The sequence below is a fragment of the Micromonospora sp. WMMD998 genome, assembly GCF_029581235.1.
Taxonomy (GTDB): Bacteria; Actinomycetota; Actinomycetes; order Mycobacteriales; family Micromonosporaceae; genus Micromonospora.
The window spans coordinates 107,210-127,979 of sequence record NZ_CP120740.1 but is presented as its reverse complement, the minus strand read 5'-3'; the positions used below and the strand labels follow the sequence as shown (position 1 = coordinate 127,979).

The 20,770-nt window shown below is 73.8% G+C and carries 18 protein-coding genes; 9 read left to right on the top strand and 9 right to left on the bottom strand.

What is annotated here, in order from left to right:
- Positions 1 to 21: 21 nt before the first annotated feature.
- The 3 genes from O7619_RS00585 to O7619_RS00575 form a co-directional block, all read right to left on the bottom strand.
- Positions 22 to 897 (bottom strand): HAD-IB family hydrolase, encoded by an 876-nt coding sequence (locus O7619_RS00585; protein WP_282284996.1) that lies wholly within the window; start codon positions 895 to 897, stop codon positions 22 to 24.
- Between the two features lie 98 nt (positions 898 to 995).
- Complete coding sequence (locus O7619_RS00580; protein ID WP_282284994.1) at positions 996 to 1,850, bottom strand: DUF5667 domain-containing protein; 855 nt, start codon at positions 1,848 to 1,850, stop codon at positions 996 to 998.
- A gap of 291 nt (positions 1,851 to 2,141) precedes the next feature.
- Complete coding sequence (locus O7619_RS00575; protein WP_282284993.1) at positions 2,142 to 3,110, bottom strand: ECF subfamily RNA polymerase sigma factor, BldN family; 969 nt, start codon at positions 3,108 to 3,110, stop codon at positions 2,142 to 2,144.
- Positions 3,111 to 3,697: 587 nt separating this feature from the next.
- On the opposite strand from O7619_RS00575, the gene O7619_RS00570 reads away from it, so the two are divergent.
- Together O7619_RS00570 and O7619_RS00565 are read left to right on the top strand one after the other, a co-directional pair.
- Positions 3,698 to 3,952 (top strand): glutaredoxin family protein, encoded by a 255-nt coding sequence (locus O7619_RS00570; RefSeq protein ID WP_282284992.1) that lies wholly within the window; start codon positions 3,698 to 3,700, stop codon positions 3,950 to 3,952.
- Positions 3,953 to 3,966: 14 nt separating this feature from the next.
- The gene (locus O7619_RS00565) at positions 3,967 to 4,617 is read left to right on the top strand and encodes an HAD hydrolase-like protein (protein WP_282284991.1); all 651 of its coding nucleotides are present in this window, start codon (positions 3,967 to 3,969) and stop codon (positions 4,615 to 4,617) included.
- A gap of 6 nt (positions 4,618 to 4,623) precedes the next feature.
- Here O7619_RS00565 and O7619_RS00560 read toward each other — a convergent pair whose 3' ends face one another.
- Positions 4,624 to 5,280, bottom strand: a complete 657-nt coding sequence (locus O7619_RS00560) for a response regulator transcription factor (RefSeq protein ID WP_282284990.1) — start codon at positions 5,278 to 5,280, stop codon at positions 4,624 to 4,626.
- A gap of 50 nt (positions 5,281 to 5,330) precedes the next feature.
- Entirely contained in the window at positions 5,331 to 6,635 is a 1,305-nt protein-coding gene (locus tag O7619_RS00555) for a sensor histidine kinase (RefSeq protein ID WP_282284989.1), read from the bottom strand.
- A gap of 390 nt (positions 6,636 to 7,025) precedes the next feature.
- On the opposite strand from O7619_RS00555, the gene O7619_RS00550 reads away from it, so the two are divergent.
- The 5 genes from O7619_RS00550 to hemB are packed head-to-tail and all read left to right on the top strand — an operon-like array spanning position 7,026 to position 12,691.
- Entirely contained in the window at positions 7,026 to 7,781 is a 756-nt protein-coding gene (locus O7619_RS00550) for a redox-sensing transcriptional repressor Rex (RefSeq protein ID WP_282284988.1), read from the top strand.
- Positions 7,778 to 9,151, top strand: a complete 1,374-nt coding sequence (locus O7619_RS00545; RefSeq protein ID WP_282284987.1) for a glutamyl-tRNA reductase — start codon at positions 7,778 to 7,780, stop codon at positions 9,149 to 9,151. Before O7619_RS00550 ends, O7619_RS00545 begins: the two co-directional genes overlap by 4 nt.
- Positions 9,148 to 10,116: a hydroxymethylbilane synthase gene (gene hemC / locus O7619_RS00540; RefSeq protein WP_282284986.1), complete on the top strand. Its 969-nt coding sequence runs from the start codon at positions 9,148 to 9,150 to the stop codon at positions 10,114 to 10,116. The genes O7619_RS00545 and hemC overlap by 4 nt, the downstream gene beginning before the upstream one ends.
- Positions 10,113 to 11,693, top strand: a complete 1,581-nt coding sequence (locus tag O7619_RS00535; RefSeq protein WP_282284985.1) for a uroporphyrinogen-III synthase — start codon at positions 10,113 to 10,115, stop codon at positions 11,691 to 11,693. Before hemC ends, O7619_RS00535 begins: the two co-directional genes overlap by 4 nt.
- A gap of 14 nt (positions 11,694 to 11,707) precedes the next feature.
- Positions 11,708 to 12,691, top strand: coding sequence for a porphobilinogen synthase (hemB, locus tag O7619_RS00530; RefSeq protein WP_282284984.1), 984 nt, complete (start codon positions 11,708 to 11,710; stop codon positions 12,689 to 12,691).
- Here the strand turns inward: hemB and O7619_RS00525 are convergent.
- Positions 12,685 to 13,275, bottom strand: a complete 591-nt coding sequence (locus O7619_RS00525) for an NAD(P)H-dependent oxidoreductase (RefSeq protein WP_282284981.1) — start codon at positions 13,273 to 13,275, stop codon at positions 12,685 to 12,687. The two genes, hemB and O7619_RS00525, sit on opposite strands and share 7 nt — an antisense overlap.
- A gap of 59 nt (positions 13,276 to 13,334) precedes the next feature.
- Between O7619_RS00525 and O7619_RS00520 the strand changes: the two genes are divergently transcribed.
- Both O7619_RS00520 and O7619_RS00515 read left to right on the top strand, forming a co-directional pair.
- Entirely contained in the window at positions 13,335 to 13,682 is a 348-nt protein-coding gene (locus O7619_RS00520; protein WP_282284980.1) for a MerR family transcriptional regulator, read from the top strand.
- 700 nt (positions 13,683 to 14,382) lie between these two features.
- On the top strand, positions 14,383 to 15,012 hold the full coding sequence (locus O7619_RS00515; RefSeq protein WP_282284978.1) for a helix-turn-helix transcriptional regulator: 630 nt from the start codon (positions 14,383 to 14,385) through the stop codon (positions 15,010 to 15,012).
- A 32-nt stretch (positions 15,013 to 15,044) separates the two neighbouring features.
- Here O7619_RS00515 and O7619_RS00510 read toward each other — a convergent pair whose 3' ends face one another.
- From O7619_RS00510 to O7619_RS00500, 3 genes are all read right to left on the bottom strand, one after another.
- Complete coding sequence (locus tag O7619_RS00510; RefSeq protein ID WP_282284976.1) at positions 15,045 to 18,317, bottom strand: lamin tail domain-containing protein; 3,273 nt, start codon at positions 18,315 to 18,317, stop codon at positions 15,045 to 15,047.
- A 95-nt stretch (positions 18,318 to 18,412) separates the two neighbouring features.
- Entirely contained in the window at positions 18,413 to 19,429 is a 1,017-nt protein-coding gene (locus O7619_RS00505) for a GNAT family N-acetyltransferase (RefSeq protein ID WP_282288996.1), read from the bottom strand.
- Positions 19,430 to 19,501: 72 nt separating this feature from the next.
- On the bottom strand, positions 19,502 to 20,731 hold the full coding sequence (locus tag O7619_RS00500; protein ID WP_282288995.1) for a lytic murein transglycosylase: 1,230 nt from the start codon (positions 20,729 to 20,731) through the stop codon (positions 19,502 to 19,504).
- Between the last annotated feature and the right edge of the window lie 39 nt (positions 20,732 to 20,770).

Here is a 20,770-nt window from a genome sequence, read left to right as displayed (position 1 = left end):
GGGGCCGGCGCCGGCCGGTGCTCAGGCGCGCTGGCGGCGGCGGTGCAGCGCCAGCCCGGCGGTGACCGCGCCGGCCAGCAGCCCGGCCGCGGCGGTCGAGGGTACGGCGATGCGCGCGGCCCGGCGCCCGGTGCGGAAGTCGCGGACGTCCCAACCCCGCTCACGGGCCTGCCGCAGCAGCGCCGGATCGGGGTTCACCGCCACCGCGCGGCCCACCGCGGAGAGCATCGGCAGGTCGTTCGCGGAGTCGCTGTAGGCCGCGCAGCGGGCCAGGTCCAGCCCTTCCACCGCGGCCAACTGGGTGACCGCCTCGGCCTTCGCCGGCCCGTGCATCAGGTCGCCGACCAGCCGGCCGGTGTACGCGCCGTCGACCACCTCGGCCACCGTGCCGATCGCGCCGGTCAGGCCGAGCCGGGCCGCGATCACCCGGCCGATCTCCACCGGGGCGGCGCTGACCAGCCACACCCGCTCGCCCGCGTCGAGGTGTCGCTGGGCCAGCCCGCGGGTGCCGGTCCAGATGCGGGGTGCCATCAGCTCGTCGAAGATCTCCTCGGTGAGGCGTTCCACGTCGTCGACCCGCCAGCCCCGCACGAACGCGAGCGCGGCCTCCTTGGCCTGCGACATGGCGCCGGCGTGCTCGGTGGCGAGCAGCCGGAACCGGGCCTGCTGCCAGGCGAACCGGGCCAGATCCCCGGTGGTGAAATAGTTCCGGCTGGCCAACCCGCGGGCCAACCAGTAGATCGACGCGCCCTGCATCATGGTGTTGTCGACGTCGAAGAACGCGGCGGCCGTCGGGTCCGGCGCGACCGGGGTCACCGATGCCGCCGGGGTCGCCGCCCAGCCGGCGGTGTGACCGTGGACGTCGGTGCTGACCGTCACCTTGCGGGATTCGGTCACGGCACCTCCCCCTCGACGAGCGCGCGAGCCTTCCGGGTCGAGCGTATCCGGCGCGTCGTGACTGTCGGGTGGCCGTGAGTGGAAGTGTGGCCGCGCGCTCAGCGTTCGCCGGGACAGATGGTGGGCGCGGGCCCGAGCGTGTCGCCGGTCGCCGGCGCGGGCAGCCCGCAGGCGATCGCCTCGCGCAGCGCGTCGGCGCGCCGGCCGGCCGCGTCGAGCAGGGCGAGCGAGCGACGGGTCCGGTCCCGGTCGGCGTGGTCAGGCCGGTCGAGCAGGCCGCTGACCATCCGGCGCTGGCCGGCGACGAAGGTGTCCACGGCGTCCAGCGCCGTCGGGTCGGAGCGCTGCGCGGCCACCGTGGTCAGCAGGCGTACGCCCTGACGGGTGTCCGCGTCCATGTCGTCGAGGACGGCGCTGAAGCCGAGCCGGTCCTCGCGGACCGAGGCGGCCTCGTCGAGCCGGGTCCGGGCGAAGTCGAGGAAGAGCTGCCCGCGGCTGATGTCCGACTTGGCGAGCGCGAGCTGGGCCCGTTCGGTGGACCGCTTCATGCCGTAGAGGGCGTCACCGGGGAGCGCGTTCTCGCTGGCGGCGGAGATGCCGGAGAGCGCGATCGCGCCGGCGGCCACACCGACCAGGATCGCGCCCCGGGCACGGGCGCGGCGACCGGTGATGGCCGGCAGCAACGCGCCACGCGGGCCGGCGGTGGCGCCCGCGGTGGCGGTGACGCCGTCACGTTCGGCGGTGGCCACCAGCATCGCCCGTAGGCTGGTGCGGAACTCGGAGCCGACCTGGACGGTGGGCCGCTCGACGGTGAGCCGCCGGCCCACCGCGACGAGCGCGGTGAGCTCGCCGTCGGCTCGGGACCGGACGTGGTGTCGGCGTCCGCCGTTGGCCTCGTCGAGGAGTTGCGCGAAGCGCTCGGCTCGCCGACCGGAGAAGAGGTCACTGTCCACCGCGGGCACCCCCTTCCGCTGGTCACGGCCGGGCGGCCGTCGTCGTCACCAGCGACCCGTGGCAGCGTGTGGCACAGCGCCGACCGGAACGGCCGACCTGACCCGCCGGACCGGGTGGCCCGGGGGACGCCGGGACAACCACTGGTCGCACCCGGAGAAACGGTTCGCGGCGGTCGCCGGTTACGGCCGGTTCGGGGGCGAAATCACCGGGTGTGATGGCGAACGCGGAGCGTGTCGGGCACACGCCACCCACCGGCGCCCGCGCCGGTGGGTGAGGGGATCTGCCGTTGGTCAGCCCTGGAAGCCGTCGGGCAGCAGCCGGGCCAGGGCCCGCACCGCCCGGTATTGCAGGGCCTTGATGGCGCCCTCGTTCTTGCCCATGGCACGGGCCGTCTCGGCCACCGAGAAGCCCTGCAGGAACCGGAGCACGATGCACTCCTGCTGCTCCGGGTTGAGCTGCTTGACGGCGGTGAGCAGGGCGACGTTCGTGATGTGCTCGACCACCGCCGCCTCCGGGCTGCCCTCCGGGCCGCGGTCCTCCCGGTCGGCGTCGAGGACGTCACCGGTGGTCACCTCCAGCCGGTAGCGCCCGGACTTGAAGTGGTCGGCGACCAGGTTGCGGGCGATGGTGACCAGCCAGGCGCCCAGGTCGCGACCCTGCCAGGTGAAGCTGCCGATCCGCTTGAGCGCCCGCAGGAACGTGTCGGAGGTGAGGTCCTCGGCGAGTTGGCGGTTGCCGACCCGGAAGTAGACGAACCGGAAGACGGTGTCGACGTACCTGTCGTAGAGCAGGCCGAACGCCTCGGCCTCGCCGGCCTGCGCCCGTTCCACGAGTGTCCACACCTCGGTGGCCGGGTCGGACGGGTCGGGGCGGCTCGGGAAGCCGGTGGCCGGCGTGGCGGTCGGGACGGCCGGCAGCACCGCGGTGTCGCCGGCGGCCACCGTGGGGAACACGGCGGTCTCGGCTGCCGAGGGTTCGGCGCTCGTCGCCGCGTCGCCGCGCCGGGCCTGGGTCGGCGGGACGGGGCGGGCCGGCGCGCCGAGGCGGCCGGCGGCGGGCTTCGCGTTGCCGCCGGGCAGCGCCGGGCGCACGGGCGCCTCGTTGCCGTGGTGCGCGCGGCTGCGCGTCCGCCGTCCCTCGCCGCGCACGGCGAGCAGGCCGTCGGGGCGTGGGGCGGGATCGGCGCGCTCGTTGAGCGGGTTCCGCTGGCTCGGGCCGACCACTCCGGCCGGCCGTTCCGCGTAACCGAACGTGGTCACCGTGCCTCCCCGGTCCAGGTGGGCAGCGACCGCGCCGGGCGCCCCGGCGTCGCCGCGGGGTCGGGTACGACCCGGTGGGGCGCGGCCGGTCCGGGACGTGCCGACGGGCGGCAGATCCCCTTGAGGTGCTGGTCCAATGCGCTCACGGGCACGGGGGCCTCCTCGGGCTGAGGGGTGTCGACTCACGGCAAATGGGGTGCGCCGACCCGAGTGATGATAGGCCCAACGTCACCCGCGCGTGGCAAGTCCGTTACACAGAGCGGAAGTATTTCCCGCCCGGTGGCACTGCCGGCGGACCGGTTGTCCGTCGCCCGTGGTTGACTTCCGCGTCCGAGCCTGGTTTCGAGGGAAGTCCAGGTCGGACCCAATTTTCTTTCCGCTCGGCGTGTCGTGGCGGTGGCTCGGCCGGTCGGTCCGGAACGCGCCCCGGTGGCTCGCGAAGATCCAGCTCCCACTTTCGGGATTCCCATCCACTGTTAGTTGCGTATGTGGCGCGGGCCGCCGGCCCGTCGGTGCCGGCGCGTAATCTGAGCCGGTTCACGCCCGACCCGCCGTCGACGCCGACCGAGCACCGCAGGAGGCACCCGATGTCCAGCGACCCGCGGCTCATCCTGATCACCCGGCCCGGCTGTCACCTCTGCGAGGACGCCAAGGCCGCACTCGACCGGGTGGTGGCGGTCACCGGCGACCGCTGGGTGGAGAAGGACGTGACAGGTGACGTCGAGATGGAGCGCGACTACGGCGACCGGCTGCCGGTGGTGCTGCTCGACGGCAAGGAGCACGGATACTGGCGGGTCGAGGAGGACCGGCTGCTGCGGGATCTGACCACCCCGCAGCTCTGAACTATGGTGCTGGGGTGACGAGGACGCGCCGCCACCTGGTGTGGGACTGGAACGGCACCCTGCTCGACGACCTCGACCTGGTGGTGCGGGCCACGAACGTGGCGTTCGCCAGCGCTGGCGGCCGGGCGGTCAGCGCCGACGAGCACCGGGTGCGGTTCCGCCGGCCGATCGCCGACTACTACGCCGAGATGCTCGGCCGGGCGGTCGACGACGAGGCGTTCGGCGCGCTCGACCGGATCTTCCACGACGCCTACCGGGCCGGGCTGACAAGCTGCGCGCTGGCCGCCGACGCCACCGCCGCGATCGCCGCCTGGCCGGGCGGCCAGTCGCTGCTGTCCATGTGGTTCCACGACGAGCTGGTGCCCACCGTGCACACGTACGGGCTGACCCCGCACTTCCGCCGCGTGGACGGTCTGCGCGCCGCGGTCGGCGGCGGGCACAAGGCGCAGTGGCTGGAGAAGCACCTCGCGGAGCTGGGGCTCGACGGTCCGGACGTGGTGCTGATCGGTGACTCACTCGACGACGCGGACGCGGCGACCTCGGTCGGCGGCGCCTGCGTCCTCTACACCGGTGGCATCTCCGACCCGGCCACGCTGCGCGCCAGCGGTCACCCGGTGGCCGACACCCTCACCGCGGCGGTACGGATGGCACGCACCCTGCCCTGACCGGGGTCAGGCGCGCAGGTGGGCCAGGACCGCGAGCACCCGGCGGTGGTGGGTGGTGGCGTCCGGCGGCAGGTCGAGCTTGGTGAAGATGTTGCGCACGTGCTTCTCGACCGCGCCGTCGCTGATCACCAGGGCGCGGGCGACGGCGGTGTTGGAACGGCCCTCGGCCATCAGCGCCAGCACCTCGCGCTCGCGCGGGGTCAGCGCCGCCAGCGGGTCGTTGCGCCGGCGCCGCACCAGGAGCTGACTGATCACCTCCGGGTCGAGCACCGTGCCCCCGCCGGCCACCCGGGCCAGCCCGTCCAGAAACTCGTCGATCGCGGCCACCCGGTCCTTCAACAGGTAGCCGATCCCGCCCCCGGCGCGGCCCGCGGTGTCCAGCAGGTCGTCGGCGTACGACACCTCGACGTACTGCGACAGCACCAACACCGGCGTGCCCGGCACCCGGCGGCGGGCCTCCACCGCCGCGCGCAGCCCCTCGTCGGTGTGCGACGGCGGCATCCGCACGTCCACCACCGAGATGTCCGGCCGGTGCGTGACCACGGCCTCGACCAGGGCGTCCCCGTCGCCGACGGCGGCCACCACCTCGTGCCCGAACTCGGTGAGCAGCCGGACCAGCCCCTCCCGGAGCAGCACGGCGTCGTCCGCGATCACCACCCGCATGGGTCCGGTGTCTATCACGTCCGGTTCCACCGCGCTGCCTCCGGCCGGCGTCACCGGGGCAGCTCGGCGTGGATCCGGGTCGGCCCGCCGGCCGGACTGGCCACCTCCAGGGTGCCGCCGGCGGCCCGCACCCGGTCGTCGATGCCGCTGAGCCCGTGCCCCTTGGCCAGGTGGGCGCCGCCGATCCCGTCGTCGGTGACGGTGATCTCCAGCCGGCCCACCTTCCGGGTCACCTCCACCCGGCAGGCGTTGGCCCGGCTGTGCTTCGCGACGTTCGTCAGCGCCTCGGCCACCACGAAGTACGCGGTGCTCTCCAGGCCCGGGTCGAGCCGGCCGCCGGCCCGGCCCAGCTCGTCGTCGACGAGCAGTTCGGTCGGCACCAGGGCGCGGGCGGCGAGCGCGGCGAGCGCGCTGGGTAGCCCCCGGTCGACCAGGATCGGTGGCGCGATGCCCCGGGAGAGGGCGCGCAGCTCGTCGAGGGTCTCCCGGGTCTGGGTGACCGCCTCGTCCAGGGTGCGCCGGGCCGCCTCCGGGTCGGCGGCGAGCTGGTGGCGGGCCCGGCCCAGGTCCATGGCGAGTCGGACCAGGCGCTGCTGCGGCCCGTCGTGGATGTCCCGCTCCAACCGGCGCAGGGCGACCGCCTCGGCCGAGGCGGCGGCCCGCTTCTGCTCCTCCAGCGTGATGATCCGCTGCCGCATCTCGGCCACGCCGGTGAGCAGGGAGTACGCCAGGCCGGCCTGGATCCGGGCCAGCCCGCGGGCGACCAGGGGGAGGGTGAAGAGCGCGAACAGCCCGATCGCGGTGTTCAGCGCGATCCGCGCGCCGGCCCCGTCACCCATCCCGAGGAAATAGCTCAGGTGCTGGTCGTCCGGCCCGCGCGGGATGGACCAGTCGTACAGGCCGTAGAACGGGCCGGCCAGCGCCACCGCCCACCACACCACCATGATCACGAATGTGGGCAGGGCCACCGGGAACCGGAGGAACGCGTGCAGCAGGTCGAGCCAGGACTGCGGGTCCCGCATCGGGGTGAACACCCGCCGCCAGAACCGGGCGCCACGGCGGGGCGTCAGGTAGACCGGGCGGACCCGGGGTCGGCCGAGCACGCCGGGGAGCCGGAGCCGTTCCAGGTCGGCCAGCCCGCGGGCCGCGTACAGCAGGCCCGCGAGGACCGGCAGGCCGAGCGTGGTGACCAGCAGCCCGGCGGTGAGTGCGATCCCCGCGATGACGAGCACGAATCCGACAATCGCGAACGGAAGGCTGAAGATCACGTACCCGGTGTCGTTCCCGAGCTGGCGGAGCAGGCCCCGGACGGGCGACGAGGGGGCGGGCGCGGCGGCCGACGGCATGGCGGTCATGGTTCGAGGCTAGGAGCGCGGACCCGGCCGGCCCATCCCGCGCGCCGGTGCATCCGGGGTGGGGTTCTCCCTACCGGGAACGTGAGAAGCGCCTCGCCGTGCCGGTGACTGAGCGCTACCGGGCGCGCGCGATTGGTCAGAGAAGTCTGGATTGAGCAATAATTGCCGCGCGCCACCAGGGGAGCGCGGTTGATCGATCTTGTGAGAATGGAGGGGCAGGTGGAGTGGCGTCGCGAGTCATCAAGATCGCGATTTGTGCACCTCTTCACAAGCGCCTACTCTGTAGTTCCGACGCGCCCTGCTAGCACAGCCGGCAACAACGGTCGCCAGCGGGAGTCCCGAAACGACCGGCCTCCGACGCTGGTCGAGGATCGCACCGCACGGAGTCTCATGAGTCAGCACCGTCCACCCGGCGCGCCCGGCCGCACCGGTGCCGTACCGGCGCTTCCGGAGCTGCCCGAGGCGACCGTGTCCCGGCTCCCGGAATACCTGCGCGCGTTGCACGCGCTCGCCGACGCCGGTCACGAGACCGTGTCGAGTGAGAGCCTGGCCAGCGCGGTCGGCGTCAACTCGGCGAAACTCCGCAAGGACCTGTCCCACCTCGGCTCGTACGGCACCAGAGGCGTCGGCTACGACGTCGCGCTGCTGATCGATCAGATCTCCTCGGTGCTCGGGCTCACCCAGTGCCGGGCGGTGGCCCTGGTCGGGGTGGGTAATCTCGGTCACGCCCTGGCCGGCTACGACGGCTTCGCCAGCCGCGGGTTCCGGATCGCCGCGCTCCTCGACGCCGACCCGTCCCGCGTCGGCGAACAGATAAACGGGCTGGTCGTGCGGCACGCCGACGAGCTGCCCCAGGTCGTCGCCGAGGAGTCGATCTCGATCGGCGTGATCGCCACCCCGGCGCCCGCCGCCCAGGCCGTCGCCGACCAACTCGTCGCCGTCGGCGTGACGAGCATCCTCAACTTCGCGCCGTGCGTACTCTCGGTGCCGGACGGGGTCGACGTGCGCAAGGTCGACCTCGCGATCGAGTTGCAGATCCTGTCCTTCCACGAGCACCGCAAGGCGTCGCTGACCGGCGGGACCGCCCTCACCGCCCTGCCCGGCGGGCTCGCCGCCACCGACACCCAGGAGGCGATCGGCACGTGAAACTGCTCGTCGTCGGCGCGTCCTACCGCACCGCCCCGGTCGCCACGCTTGAGCAACTGGCCGTCCCGCCCGCGGACCTCACCCGCACGCTGGACCGCCTCGTCGCCCAGCCGTACGTCGCCGAGGCCGTCCTCGTCTCCACCTGCAACCGGGTGGAGGTCTACGCCACCGTCTCCGGGTTCCACGGTGGGCTCGGTGACATCTGCGCCGTCCTGGCCGAACAGGCCGACTGCCCGCCGTCGGCGCTCGCCCCGCACCTCTACGTGCACTACGACGCCGCCGCCGTCGACCACGTCTTCCGGGTCGCCGCCGGGCTGGACTCCATGGTGGTCGGCGAGGCGCAGATCCTCGGCCAGCTCCGCGACGCCTACCACTGCGCCGGCGGCGCCGACTCCGCCGGTCGGCTGCTGCACGAGCTGATGCAGCAGGCTCTGCGGGTCGGCAAGCGCGCGCACACCGAGACGAACATCGACCGGGCCGGGCAGAGCGTCGTCACCGCCGCCCTCGGCCTCGCCGCCGACCTGCTCGACGGTGACCTGAGCGGGCGACCCGCCATGGTGGTCGGCGCCGGGGCGATGGGCTCGCTGGGCGTGGCCACCCTGTCCCGGCTCGGCGCCGGTCCGGTCGCCGTCACCAACCGGGGCGCCGCCCGCGCCGTCCGCCTCGCCGAGTCCTACGGCGCGACCGCCGTGCCGATCGCCGAGCTGGTCGAGGCACTGCCCACGGTGGACATCGTGGTCGCCGCGACCGCCGCCACCGAGCCGGTGCTCACCCGGGACGTGGTGAGCCGGGCGCTCGCCCGCCGGGACGCCGACCGGCCCCCGCTGGTCCTGCTCGACCTCGCCGTCCCGCGCGACGTCGAGGCGGGCGTCGCCGAGCTGCCCGGCGTCGAGGTGATCGACATCGACCGGATGGCCGCGGTGCTCGCGGACGGGCCGGCCGCCGCCGACGCGGCCGAGGTCGGCCGGATCGTGGCCGGTGAGGTCGAGGCGTTCCTGAGCTGGTTGCGCGGGGCCGACGTGGCACCCACCGTGGCCGCCCTGCGCGGCCGGGCCGACGACGTGGTCACCGCCGAGCTGCGCCGGCTCGGTCAGCGCCGGCCCGACCTCAGCGACGACCAGCGCGCCGAGGTCGCCCGCACCGTGCACCGGGTGGTGCAGCGGCTGTTGCACCAGCCGACCGTGCGGGTCCGCCAGCTCGCCGCCGAACCCGGCGGCGACCAGTACGCGGCCCTGCTGCGCGAGCTGTTCGACCTGGAAGTGCCACAGACGTCACCGGTCGACACCGTCCCCGACGTGGTCGCCACCGACCTCGACGGCCGGTCGTCGTTCGACGCGGCCGACGTCCCGACCTCCGGAGGTGCGCGATGACCGCCCCCCTGCGCCTCGGCACCCGGGGCAGCGTCCTGGCGATGGCCCAGTCCGGCCACGTCGCCGACGCCCTCACCGCGGCCACCGGCCGCCCGGTCGAGCTGGTCGAGGTGGTGACCGCCGGGGACCGCTCCACCGCCCCGGTGCAGCGGCTCGGTGTCGGCGTCTTCGTGTCCGCCCTGCGGGACGCGCTGACCGCCGGCGAGATCGACTTCGCCGTGCACTCGTACAAGGACCTGCCCACCGCGGCGGCGCCCGGCCTGCACATCGCGGCCGTGCCGCCCCGGCAGGACCCACGGGACGCGCTTGTCGCCACCGGCGGCCGTACCCTCGCCGAGCTGCCGCCCGGCGCGCGGATCGGCACCGGCGCCCTGCGCCGGATCGCCCAGCTACACGCGCTGGGCATGCAGTTCGAGGTCACCCCGATCCGGGGCAACGTCGACTCCCGGGTGGGCCGGGTGCTCGGCCCGGACGCCGACTTCGACGCCGTCGTGCTGGCCCGGGCCGGGCTCGCCCGGATCGGCCGCGCCGACGTCATCACCGAGACGCTCGACCCGATGCTCATGCTGCCGGCGCCCGCACAGGGCGCGCTCGCGGTCGAGTGCCGGGCCGACGACCAGGACCTGATCGAGCTGCTGGCGCGGCTCGATCATGCGCCGTCCCGCGCCGCGGTCACCGCGGAACGGGCACTGCTGGCCACCCTGGAGGCCGGGTGCAGCGCACCCGTGGCCGCCTACGGCGAGCTCGCCGAGGGTGAGACCGGTGAGGAGATCTACCTGCGCGGTGCGGTGATCAGCCCGGACGGTTCCCGTGACCTCCGGCTGTCCCGCACCGGAACGCCCGCCGACGCGGCGGAGATCGGCAAGGCACTCGCCGCCGAACTCCTCGAACTCGGCGCCGACTCGATCCTCGGCCAAGAAGGACACGCCGGCCCGGGGACCCAGCAACTTGGGAGCACAGAATGACCCGCACCCGTAAGCCCGTAGGCCGGATCGCTTTCGTCGGGGCCGGCCCCGGCGACCCGGGCCTGCTGACCCGCCGGGCGCTCGACGCCCTGGTCGAGGCCGACCACGTGGTGTACGACCGGGGAGTCCCCGAGTCGCTGCTGACCCACGTCCGCGCCCAGGCCCGGTCCGACGCCGAGTTCAGCCCCGCCGAGGGCGTGCCGGGGGACGTGGCGAAGGTGCTGATCTCCGCGGCCCGCTCCGGCCAGAACGCCGTGCACCTGGTGGCCGGCGACCCGTTCGGCCACGACTCGGTGGTCAAGGAGGTGCAGGCGGTGGCGCGCACCGCCGCCCACTTCGAGGTGGTGCCGGGCGTCGGCCAGGCGGAGGGCGTCGCCACGTACGCGGGCGTCCCGCTGCCGGGCGTGCGCACCGCCGCCGACGTCGAGGACGTCGCCGCGCTGGACTTCGACGCGCTCGCCGCGGCCGTGGGCCGGGGCTCGCTGGCGCTCGCGGTGGACGCCGGTGACCTGGCCGCCGTCCGGGACGGGCTGCTGGCCGCCGGGGTCGACGGCGCCACCGCGGTCGGGGTGACCGGCGACGGCACCGGCGAGACGCAGTACACCACCACGTCGAGCGTGGACTCCTTCGTCGCGGCGGCACTCGGCTTCACCGGCCGCGTCGTGCTCACCGTCGGCACGGGCGTCACCGACCGCGACAAGCTGAGCTGGTGGGAGAACCGCCCGCTGTACGGCTGGAAGGTGTTGGTGCCCCGCACCAAGGAGCAGGCCGGCGCGATGAGCGCGCGGCTGCGCGCGTACGGGGCGATCCCCTGCGAGGTGCCGACCATCGCGGTCGAGCCGCCGCGCACCCCGGCCCAGATGGAGCGGGCGGTCAAGGGTCTGGTCGACGGCCGGTACGCCTGGGTGATCTTCACGTCGGTGAACGCGGTCCGGGCGGTCTGGGAGAAGTTCGCCGAGCACGGGCTGGACGCCCGGCACTTCGGCGGCGTCAAGATCGCCTGTATCGGTGAGGCGACCGCCGACGCGGTCCGCGCGTTCGGCATCCAGCCGGAGCTGGTCCCGGCGGGGGAGCAGTCCTCGGAGGGGCTGCTGGCCGAGTTCTCCCCGCACGACGAGATCCTCGACCCGGTCGGCCGGGTGCTGCTGCCCCGCGCCGACATCGCCACCGAGACGCTCGCCGCCGGCCTCACCGAGCGGGGCTGGGAGGTCGACGACGTGACCGCGTACCGGACCGTCCGGGCGGCACCGCCGCCGGCCGAGATCCGCGACGCGATCAAGTCGGGCGGGTTCGACGCGGTGCTGTTCACCTCGTCCTCCACCGTCCGGAACCTGGTCGGCATCGCCGGGAAGCCGCACGCGCGTACCGTTGTTGCCGTCATCGGGCCCAAGACGGCGGAGACCGCGACGGAGTTCGGCCTGCGGGTCGACGTGCAGCCGCCGCACGCCTCGGTGCCCGACCTGGTGGAGGCGCTCGCCGCCTACGCCGTCGAGCTGCGCGAGAAGCTCGCCGCCATGCCGGCGAAGCAGCGCCGCGGCTCGAAGGTGCAGGGGCCGACCGCCCTGAGGTTCCGCTGACAGGAGGACCCCTCATGCCGTACCCCGAGATCCGGCCCCGCCGGCTGCGCCGCAACGCGGCCGTGCGGCGGCTGGTCTCCGAGACCCGCGTCGCCCCGGCCGAACTGGTCATGCCGATGTTCGTCAAGGAGGGGCTGACCGAGCCGCGGGCCGTCGCGTCGCTGCCGGGGGTGCTTCAGCACTCCCGGGACTCGCTGCGCAAGGCGGCCGTCGAGGCGGTCCAGGCCGGGGTCGGCGGGATCATGCTGTTCGGGGTGCCGGCGACGCGGGACGAGACCGGCTCCGGCGGCCTCGACCCGGACGGCATCCTCAACGTGGCCATCCGGGACGTGATCGCCGAGGTCGGTGACGCCACCGTGGTGATGAGCGACCTCTGCCTGGACGAGTTCACCTCGCACGGGCACTGCGGCCTGCTCACCCCGGACGGCGGCGTGGACAACGACGCGACGCTCGCCGCGTACGCCGAGATGGCGGTCGCCCAGGCCGACGCCGGGGTCCACGTCGTCGGGCCGTCCGGGATGATGGACGGCCAGGTCGGCGTGGTCCGCAAGGCCCTGGACGCCGCCGGTCACCGGGACGTCTCGGTGCTGGCGTACGCGGTGAAGTACGCCTCGGCCTTCTACGGCCCGTTCCGCGACGCGGTGGAGTCGGCGCTGGACGGCGACCGGCGCACCTACCAGCAGGACCCGGCGAACCTGCGGGAGTCGCTGCGCGAGGTCGAGCTGGACGTCGCCGAGGGCGCCGACATGGTGATGGTCAAGCCGGCGCTGCCCTACCTCGACGTGGTGGCGGCGGTCCGGGCCGCGGTGGACGTCCCGGTCGCCGCCTACCAGGTCTCCGGCGAGTACGCGACGGTCGAGGCCGCCGCCGCCAACGGCTGGGTCGACCGGGAGCGGGTCATGCTGGAGACGCTCACCTCGATCCGCCGGGCCGGGGCGCAGATCATCCTCACCTACTGGGCGGTCGAGGCGGCCCAGCTCCTCCGCCAGCGTTACTGACCGTACGGCCGGCGCCGGCGGGCGGCCCGGAGCGCCTCGCCCCACCAGGTCAGCTCGCCGAGCGTCGCGTCGGCGGCCCGCTGCAGCGGCCCGTCGGCGACCAGCCGCCCCTGCCGGTCGAGGCGCTCCCACGGCGCGGTGAGCACCACGCCGCTGCGGGTGGTGGTGGCGTGCAGCTCGGCGAAGACCAGCCGGAGCTGCTCGACCGCGCGGATCCCGCCCGAGCCGGCGCCGTACGAGACGAACCCGACCGGCTTGGCCACCCACTCCCGGTGATGCCAGTCGATGGCGTTCTTCAGGGCCGCCGGGAAGCTGTGGTTGTATTCGGGCGTGACCACGACGAAGGCGTCGGCGGCACCGAGACGACCGGCGATCGGGCTGGCCGGGTTGCCGCCGGGCGGGGTGTCGGCGAGCGGGAGCGGCACCTCGGCGAGGTCGACCAGGTCGGTGCGGAGGCCGTCGTGACGGCCGGCGTGGTCGACGAACCAATCGGCGATCATCCGACCCATCCGGGGCTGGCGAACGCTTCCGACGAGCACGGCGAGGGTGAGCGGTGATTCCTGGGTCGTCTCTTGCGTCGTCATGGGATGGACGCTAAGACTTGAACAATTGTTGAAGTCAAGCGCTCGTGGGGGAGTGGGCGATGACCATGCTGACGGTGGGCGAGGTGGCCCGAGAGAGCGGTGCCAGCGGCTCCGCGATCCGCTTCTACGAGCGGCAGGGCCTGATCGCGGCCAGTCGCACCAGCGGTAACCAGCGCCGGTTCGGTCCGGACGCCGCGTGCCGGGTCCGGGTCGCCCGGGTGGCGCAGCGGATCGGCCTCACCGTCGGTGAGATCCGCGATCTGCTCGCGGCCCTGCCTCCGGAGCCGGCCCTGGCCGACTGGCAACGGCTGCACGACCGGTTGACCGCCGAGGCGGAACGGCGGATCGCCGAGCTGCACACCGCACTCGACGACATCCGCTCCGGTCGCCGGCTCTGCGACCTGTGACCCGGTAACTGACGCCCTGCTGCCCCGCCACCCCGCCGCCCCGCCACCGCCTCACCCCGCCACCGCCCCGTCGCGACCCCGCCAGCCGCCGCGCCGGCCGTCCTCCGACTCCGGTCTCCACCCTGCGTCGCACGGTGCGGCCTGCGCGCTCCCCAGCCATGTGCCCGATACGCCCACGTGCCGCAGCCCACCGCGCCGGTCCCCGCTGCTCGCCCGTGCTCTGTCGTGACGTGCGATGCGGTATCCCGCTCTCGTGCATTGGTCACCAGCTTCGGCCGGCCATCCTGGCCCTGTCCGATGGCCCTGTGCGTCCCGCTCGATCTGCTGCAGTCTATTGTGACGGAGAGTCACATTGCCCTCGCCTGTGGACCTCGTCCTCCCCAGACTTTGCTCTGCAGCCACCGAGTCAGCAGTAACCGATGGTGTCTGCTGCGTCGGTGGCTGCAGAGCAAAGTCAGCGAGAGGTGAGGTCGGTGGACGCGCAAAGCTGTCCCATTTGAACTATTGGAGGCATTGGTCGTGGCGTATCGACCGTCACGACAGTCGGTGCGCGTCACCGTGAGTGACGTTGACGCTCTGTGACTGCTTTTCGGGCCGCGTGCCCGGCGGGTCGTGATGGATCGATCGGCGGATGCCGGGTTTTCCACAGTCGGGGAGGACCGGGTTGCCGGGGTGCCCGTGGAGGCGCGAGCGTGGCGGGGTGACCGACACCGCCGACGCCGCGCCCGAGGCGGCCACCGCCCCCGAGGCGGCCACCGCCCCCGGCGAAGGGGCCACCGTGCCGGAGGTGACCGCCGCGCCGGCTGCGGATGAGCCGCCGGCGCTGCTCACCGAGCCCTTCGACATTCCCTTTCCGGCCGCCGGGATCGTCCGTGCGGTCCGCCGTCGCGCCGACGCCAGCCAACGCGAGCTGGCCCGGTTCGCCGGGGTGCACCCGACCACCGTCGGGCGGATCGAGGCGGGCACCCTGGCGCCCAGTCTCGCCATGCTGTCGCGGATCGTGGGTACGGCCGGCTTCCGGCTCGTCGTCGTCGACGAGGCCGGCACGGTGCTCAAGCCGATGCGTGACCGGGCCGACCTGCGTGACGGCGCCGAGCGGCGATATCCGTCCCACCTCGACATCGTCACCGATCCGGAGCCGGGGGAGTGGTGGGCCGACAAGTACGGGCTGGCCCGGCCGCCCGAGACGTTCTACCGCGACCGGGCCGTCCGGGACGCCCTGCGACGCCGCAGCCAGTGGGAGGTGCGGGTGGCCAAATACCGCAACGTGCCGCCCCCGAAGGACCCGCAGCGGTGCGGATACCGCGGCGGCCCGCCGATCCGCTGGTGAGCGAAGTGACGGGCCGCAGCGGGCAGTGTCGCTCAGTCGTCGTTCAGGATCGTCCCGACCGCGGACGGGTCGGCGAGCCGGAGCCCCGGCACCCCGGCCACGTACAGCGTGAGCCGCTCGTCCGCCTCCCGCTTGCGGTCACCGCGCACGGTGACCGGGAAGGCGATCGAGGTCCGGCCCGCGGCCAGGACCCGGCAGCCCACGTACGGGTCGTAGTCCGAGCCGGCCCGGGCCGTGGTGCCGAAGGTGGACGCGCAGACCAGGGCCGGCTCGGAGAGCGGACGGGACACGGTGACCGTGAACGTCATCGTGCTGGTGCCCTTGTCGCCCTCGGTCACCGAGGTGTCGGCCACCCGCAGCGCGGCACGCGAGGCGAACCGGGCCACCTGCGGGTCGTGGTCGCTGGCGCCCCGGTCACCCAGATCCGCGGCGTCGGTGGGGTAGTCGGCGTTGATGTGCGCCGTACGCACCTGCACCAGGTCGTCGTGCATCGGGTCGTTGACGAACATGTTGTCCAGGGTCTGCGCCTGCCCGCTGAAGGTGTACGAGTAGGCCGACTCCGGAGCGTCCGCGACCAGGTCGTCCCAGAGGTTGTGCAGGCCGGCCTGGTAGAGCGGGGCGAGCTGGTCCGACGGGGTCGGGTTCTGCCCGGTCGCGATCGGGTCGTCCGGGCGTGGGAAGACATTCAGGTCACCGCCGTAGACCACCCGCGCGTTCGGGTCGGTGGCCTCGACCGCCCGCACCAGCGCGGCCCCGTACGCCGCCTGCTCGCGGCGCTGCCCGACCCGGCTGTCCGGGCCGGACGAGAAGTGGTTGGCGACCGCCCAGAGCGTGAACCGCTCGGCCGAGCCGGGCGCCGCCTTCACGGTGAACCGGGCCAACTGCGCCGCGCGGGTGTAGACGTTGCTGCCGTCCACCCCGGTCGACGTGTCGACGTCGGCCGGCAGCACCGCGTTGAACGCCTTCGGGTTCTGCACGTCCGCGTTGGACGGCAGCGCGGCCGATCGATACTGGACGGTCGGCGTGGAGCCCAGCAGCGGGTCACCGGGGGTCGCGGCGGCCAGCGTCAGCCGGTCGGTGCGGTAGAGGAAGGCCGAGGCGATGCCCCGGGCGTCCGCGCCGGTGCGGTCGTACGCGGCGGCGTAGGCCGGTCCGCCGGCTGCCGCGACGGCCAGCGCCAACTCCTGCACCGTGTCCGGCGCGCCGTCGGCGTCGTTGCTGTCGCCGCAGGTCAGGTTGCCGTCGACCACCGAGCAGATGTCCTGGTCCTCGGCCTCCTGCACCAGGATCAGGTCCGGGCTGTGCAGCGAGTGGACGATCTGCCGGGCCTGCGTGGCCAGCTTCGCGGCGTACGCCTCCGGGCTGGCCGGCACGTAGTCGAACGGCGGGCTGACGCCGGGACAGCCGCTGTTGCCGGCGAAGTCGCAGCCGTCGAACGGGTCGTCCCGGTAGTCGTACAGGTTCTCCACGTTGTAGGTGGCGACCGCCACCTCGCTGTTCCGGTCCGCCGGGCGCGGTGGGTGGTTCTCCGCCGGGTCCGCTCCACCGGTGAGGGTGAGCTGTTCGGGTTGCACGCTGTACTTGCTGAACGCGTACGAGACGGAGCCGTAGGCGTCCTCGGTCAGGGTGTCGAACGTGCGGGCCTCGGGCAGCAGCGCGCCGGAGTCACCGGCGGTCGCCTTCACGCCACCGGCCCCCAGCAGGATCCGCTGGTTGTTGCCGTTGTCGAAGAGCGTGCCCGGGATGTCGTCAAGCGGGTGCGCGTCGCGGAACACCCGACGGGCGTACGGGTCGGACCGCTTCATGATCGGGTCTTCGCGGTCTAGCACGTAGACCTCCGAGTCGGCGGTGGAGGCGTAGATGTGCCGGGGCGCGGAGACGCCGCTGCCGGCGCGGACCCGCATCCGCTCGCCCTCGTGCCGCTCCCAGAACAGGTCGGCGGCGTCCGCCTCGGCCGGTGGGACCGCGTCGGTCACCCGGACCACGGAGTCCACGTCGAGCCCCGAGTCGAGCTTGCGGACCAGCGAGGCGCCGGAGAGTTGGGTCTGGTCGAAGTATTCCGAGACCCGGCCGCGCACCACCACCTCGTCGCCGACGGTCGGGGCGTAGCCGCCGATCAGGGTGGTGAACGAGCCCATGAAGACGTAGAGGCCGTCCGAGGTGAGCGGGTCCCCGTCCTCGCTGCCGAGCCGGCTCTGGAGATAGAAACCCCACTGGTCGGCCCCGGCGGAGCTGCGGGTCAGGGACCTGCTGGTGATCACGCCGCGGACGTCGTACAACGTCGGGCTGGTGCTGTTTCCGGTGGCCGGCGCGAGCGGCGACCGGTCGGTGCGCCCGCTCTCGTCGTCGGTGGTGCGGCCCTGCACCTCGCCCACCGACAGGATGCTCGTGGCCTGCACGGCGAGCGTGCAGGTGGCGGTGCCGCCCTCGACGTCCGTCGAGGTCACGGTGACCGTGTAGCCGCCGGCCGGCAGGCCGGTGGCGGTCAGCGTGGCACGGGCCGTGCCGCCGACCCCGGCCGCGGGGGTGAACGCGGTACGGCTGATCGAGCCGCTCACCGGGGCCGGGGCGACCCCGGTGACGGCGAGGTCGGTGACGGTGTCGTCGGCGTCGGTGGCGGTCACCTCGCGGGTCGCGGTGGCGCCCGCCTCCAGGACGAGCGCGCCGCCGCACGTGAGCGTCGGCGGCTGGTCGACCGGGCCCCCGCCGTCGACGGCGTGGCTGCCCAGCCCGTCGAACGTGTCGGTGGCGAAGCCGGCCCACTGGGCGGCCGGGTCGAACGGGTCCGTCGGGTCGGTGTCGCCGGCGCTCACCGAGGGCAACCGGCGCAACGTGTTGTCGGCCGTGCTGGTGAGCCCGCTGCCCCATTCGCTGCCCGGGTCGACGCCGACCTGGCCGAGGGAGTCGACAACCGTCTCGCCCCTGCGCAGCACGATCGCGTCGTCGCCGTTGAACAGCGAGCCGCCGTACGTCTGGTCGGCCTGGGCGAGGATCGTCGAGGTGGCCGCCGAGGCGGCGAAGACGAACACGTCCCCGGTGGCGACCGTGCCGCTCAGCGCCACGTTCGTCGAGGTGGTGGCGCCGTTGAAGAAGATCTGGAGCTGGTAGCCGCCGGCGGCCAGGTCGACCGGGCCGCCGGTGCCGTTGAACAGCTCGACGGCCTTGTTGTTGGACGACCCCTCGACGTATTCGGAGATGAACAGGTCGGTGGGCGCGGCGCTGGCCGCGGGGGGCGCGACCGCGATCGCCGTGGCGGTGACGGCGGCGGTGGTCGCGAGCACGGCCAGTATGCGGCGCGGGCGCATGGAGCCTCCACGATGGGGTGGTCGGGAACTAACGCACGTTAAGGGTCGTGGCCGTCCGTCGTCCATCCCCCGGGCAGCCGTTTGGTGAACAGGCGTCAGCGGTGACTGTCCAGCCGGTGCACCAGCTCGGCGACGTCCACACCGTATTCGCACCAGTCGCGGTCCGGCCGGTAGCCCAGCTCCGCGTTGACCTTGAGCATCGACTCGTTGGCCTGCGCGTTCCAGGTCTGCACCTCGGCCACCTCGGGCTCGGCCGAGCGCAGCTCCAGCAGCATCCGCGCCTTGATGGCCCGGTCGATGCCGAAACCGCGGTGCTCGCCGACCACGATGGTGTCGTACTGGTCGGCCCGCGTCGGGTGCTGCGCCGGCACCACCACCTCGGTCAGCCCGGCCACCTCGCCGCTCTCCTCGTGCAGTGCCAGCACGATGTACGGCTTCATGCCCCGCCGGTGCAGCGTGGCGAGGCTGTCACGGAGCCGCTCGGGATCGTAGGAGCTGGGGCGCAGCTCGCCGTCGTCCATGTCGCGCACCTCGGCCTTGGCCCGCGCGTACGCCTCGATGAGCTCGTCCGGCGGCCCGCCCGGGCAGAACTCGACGTGGTAGCCCGCGCTCACCTCGGTGGCCATCTCGGTCAGAGCCGGCCAGTCCACCCCGCTCAGGTCGAGCACGCTGCGGGTCTCGACGTATTCCCGGGTGAAGCCCAGCGCCTCGTAGAAGGCCAGGGCCGGGGTGTCACCGACCACCTCCACGCCGATCGACTGGAACCCCTCGTCCCAGACCCGGCGGGCAGCCACCCGCACCAGCTCGCGGCCGAGCCCGGTGCGCCGCAGCGCCGGATGCACCAGCACCTCGAGCACGCCGATCCCGCCGAGCAGCAGCACGTGCACGTGCCCGACGATCGGGCCGGGGCTGCCGTCCGGCGCCGGATCCTCCTGGGCGACCCAGGAGATCCGGCGTTCGCCGGGCATCACCTCGGACAGGTATTCCCGCAGGAAGCTCACCCGCCAGGGCGGATCCTGCGGCAGATCAGCCGCCAGGACCGCGTTCAGCGTGTCCAGCAGTGACGTGATCTCGGCGGACGACGCTGTCCGAGGGTCCCACTCGCGCACCATCACCCGTCTAGCTTGCCGTCAACCGCAGCTCGGGGGAAGGGTTGTGGCCGCGAATGTGCGCGCGTCGTCACGTCACGTGCCGCTGGTGCGCCCGTACTCGTCGGCTTTCTCGAAGACCTCCTGGGCGTACCGCCGCACGTCGTTGTAGGACAGGATGGCGCCCCACCAGTCGCCCGGGATGGTCATGTTCCGGCCGGCCTTGCACAGGTATTCGCCGGCGGCCAGCGCCGCGTCGTCGATGTCGTGCGGGTTCTTCACGCCGTCGTTGTCGGCGTCCGCGCCGATCTCCTGCCAGGTGCTCGGGATGAACTGCATCGGCCCGAGCGCCCGGTCGAAGGTCTTGTCGCCGTCGAGCTGGCCCTGGTCGGTGTCGAGGATCCGGGAGCGGCCACCCTGACCGTCGAGTCGGGCGCCGAGGATCTCCTTCGAGGTCAGGCCGTCGGGTCGCAGGGTCGCGCCGCCGGCCGTGCCGTGCCGGGACTCGACGAAGCCGATGGCGGCGAGCGTGGTCCAGCTCAGTTGGCAACTGCGGTGGGTCTGGGCCAGCACCAGTTCGGCGTAGCCGTACGCCTGCAACGCCGTCGCCGGGATTCCGGTGGTGACGCCGACCCGCTGCGCCCACCCGGTCAGCGCGTCGGCCGGGCGACCGGTCGGCAGGGCCGGGCCGGCGGTCGCGCCGCCGGCCGGCGGTGAGCCGGTCGGACCGGCGGTGCCGGGCAGGCCGCTCGGGCCGGGCACCGCCGTCACGCCCGGCACGGCGCCGGTCTGCGGCACGCTCTGCACGGGGGCGGCGCTGGTGGCCCCGACCGCGACCGGCTCCGGCTTGCGGACGGCCGCCGGCACGAGCACCGCGCCGGCCGCGACGGCGGCCCCGACCAGGGCGAGCAAGAACAGCGCCGGCAGTGCGGTGCGCCCGCTCGGCCGGCGCGCCCACGCCCGGGTGGCCCGGGCCGCGCCCACCGCGAGCTGCCGCGGGCGCACCCGACCGGCGTGCGCGAACGGCAGCCGCCGACGCCGCCCTCCGACCGCCGCGGGTTTGACCGGTGCGGGTTCGGCCGCTGCGGGCTCTGCCGCCGTGGGCTCCGCCGCTGTGGACTTGACCGCTGGCTCTGTCGCCGCTGGCTCTGCTGTCGTGGGCTCCGCTGTCGTGGGCTCCGCTGTGGACGCGGCCCCGGGTGTGGTCGTCGTCGGCGGAGGGGCGGGTTCGTCCCGCCGGGGGCGGGGGACCGGCCCGGCGTCGCCGTCGGGCGGCGCGGCGGGTCGCAGGGGCCGGATCGTCGGTCGCCGTTCGCCGTCCACCACCCGTCGAGTATCACCCATCCGTGCGACGGCGTCAGGCCC

Coding starts and splice junctions, on each gene's coding strand:
- O7619_RS00570 (WP_282284992.1), top strand. CDS start 3,698: ATGTCCAGCGACCCGCGGCTCATCCTGATCACCCGGCCCGGCTGTCAC.
- hemB (WP_282284984.1), top strand. CDS start 11,708: ATGCCGTACCCCGAGATCCGGCCCCGCCGGCTGCGCCGCAACGCGGCC.
- O7619_RS00555 (WP_282284989.1), bottom strand. CDS start 6,635: ATGACCGCCATGCCGTCGGCCGCCGCGCCCGCCCCCTCGTCGCCCGTC.
- hemC (WP_282284986.1), top strand. CDS start 9,148: ATGACCGCCCCCCTGCGCCTCGGCACCCGGGGCAGCGTCCTGGCGATG.
- O7619_RS00525 (WP_282284981.1), bottom strand. CDS start 13,275: ATGACGACGCAAGAGACGACCCAGGAATCACCGCTCACCCTCGCCGTG.
- O7619_RS00510 (WP_282284976.1), bottom strand. CDS start 18,317: ATGCGCCCGCGCCGCATACTGGCCGTGCTCGCGACCACCGCCGCCGTC.
- O7619_RS00560 (WP_282284990.1), bottom strand. CDS start 5,280: ATGCGGGTGGTGATCGCGGACGACGCCGTGCTGCTCCGGGAGGGGCTG.
- O7619_RS00520 (WP_282284980.1), top strand. CDS start 13,335: ATGACCATGCTGACGGTGGGCGAGGTGGCCCGAGAGAGCGGTGCCAGC.
- O7619_RS00535 (WP_282284985.1), top strand. CDS start 10,113: ATGACCCGCACCCGTAAGCCCGTAGGCCGGATCGCTTTCGTCGGGGCC.
- O7619_RS00505 (WP_282288996.1), bottom strand. CDS start 19,429: ATGGTGCGCGAGTGGGACCCTCGGACAGCGTCGTCCGCCGAGATCACG.
- O7619_RS00550 (WP_282284988.1), top strand. CDS start 7,026: ATGAGTCAGCACCGTCCACCCGGCGCGCCCGGCCGCACCGGTGCCGTA.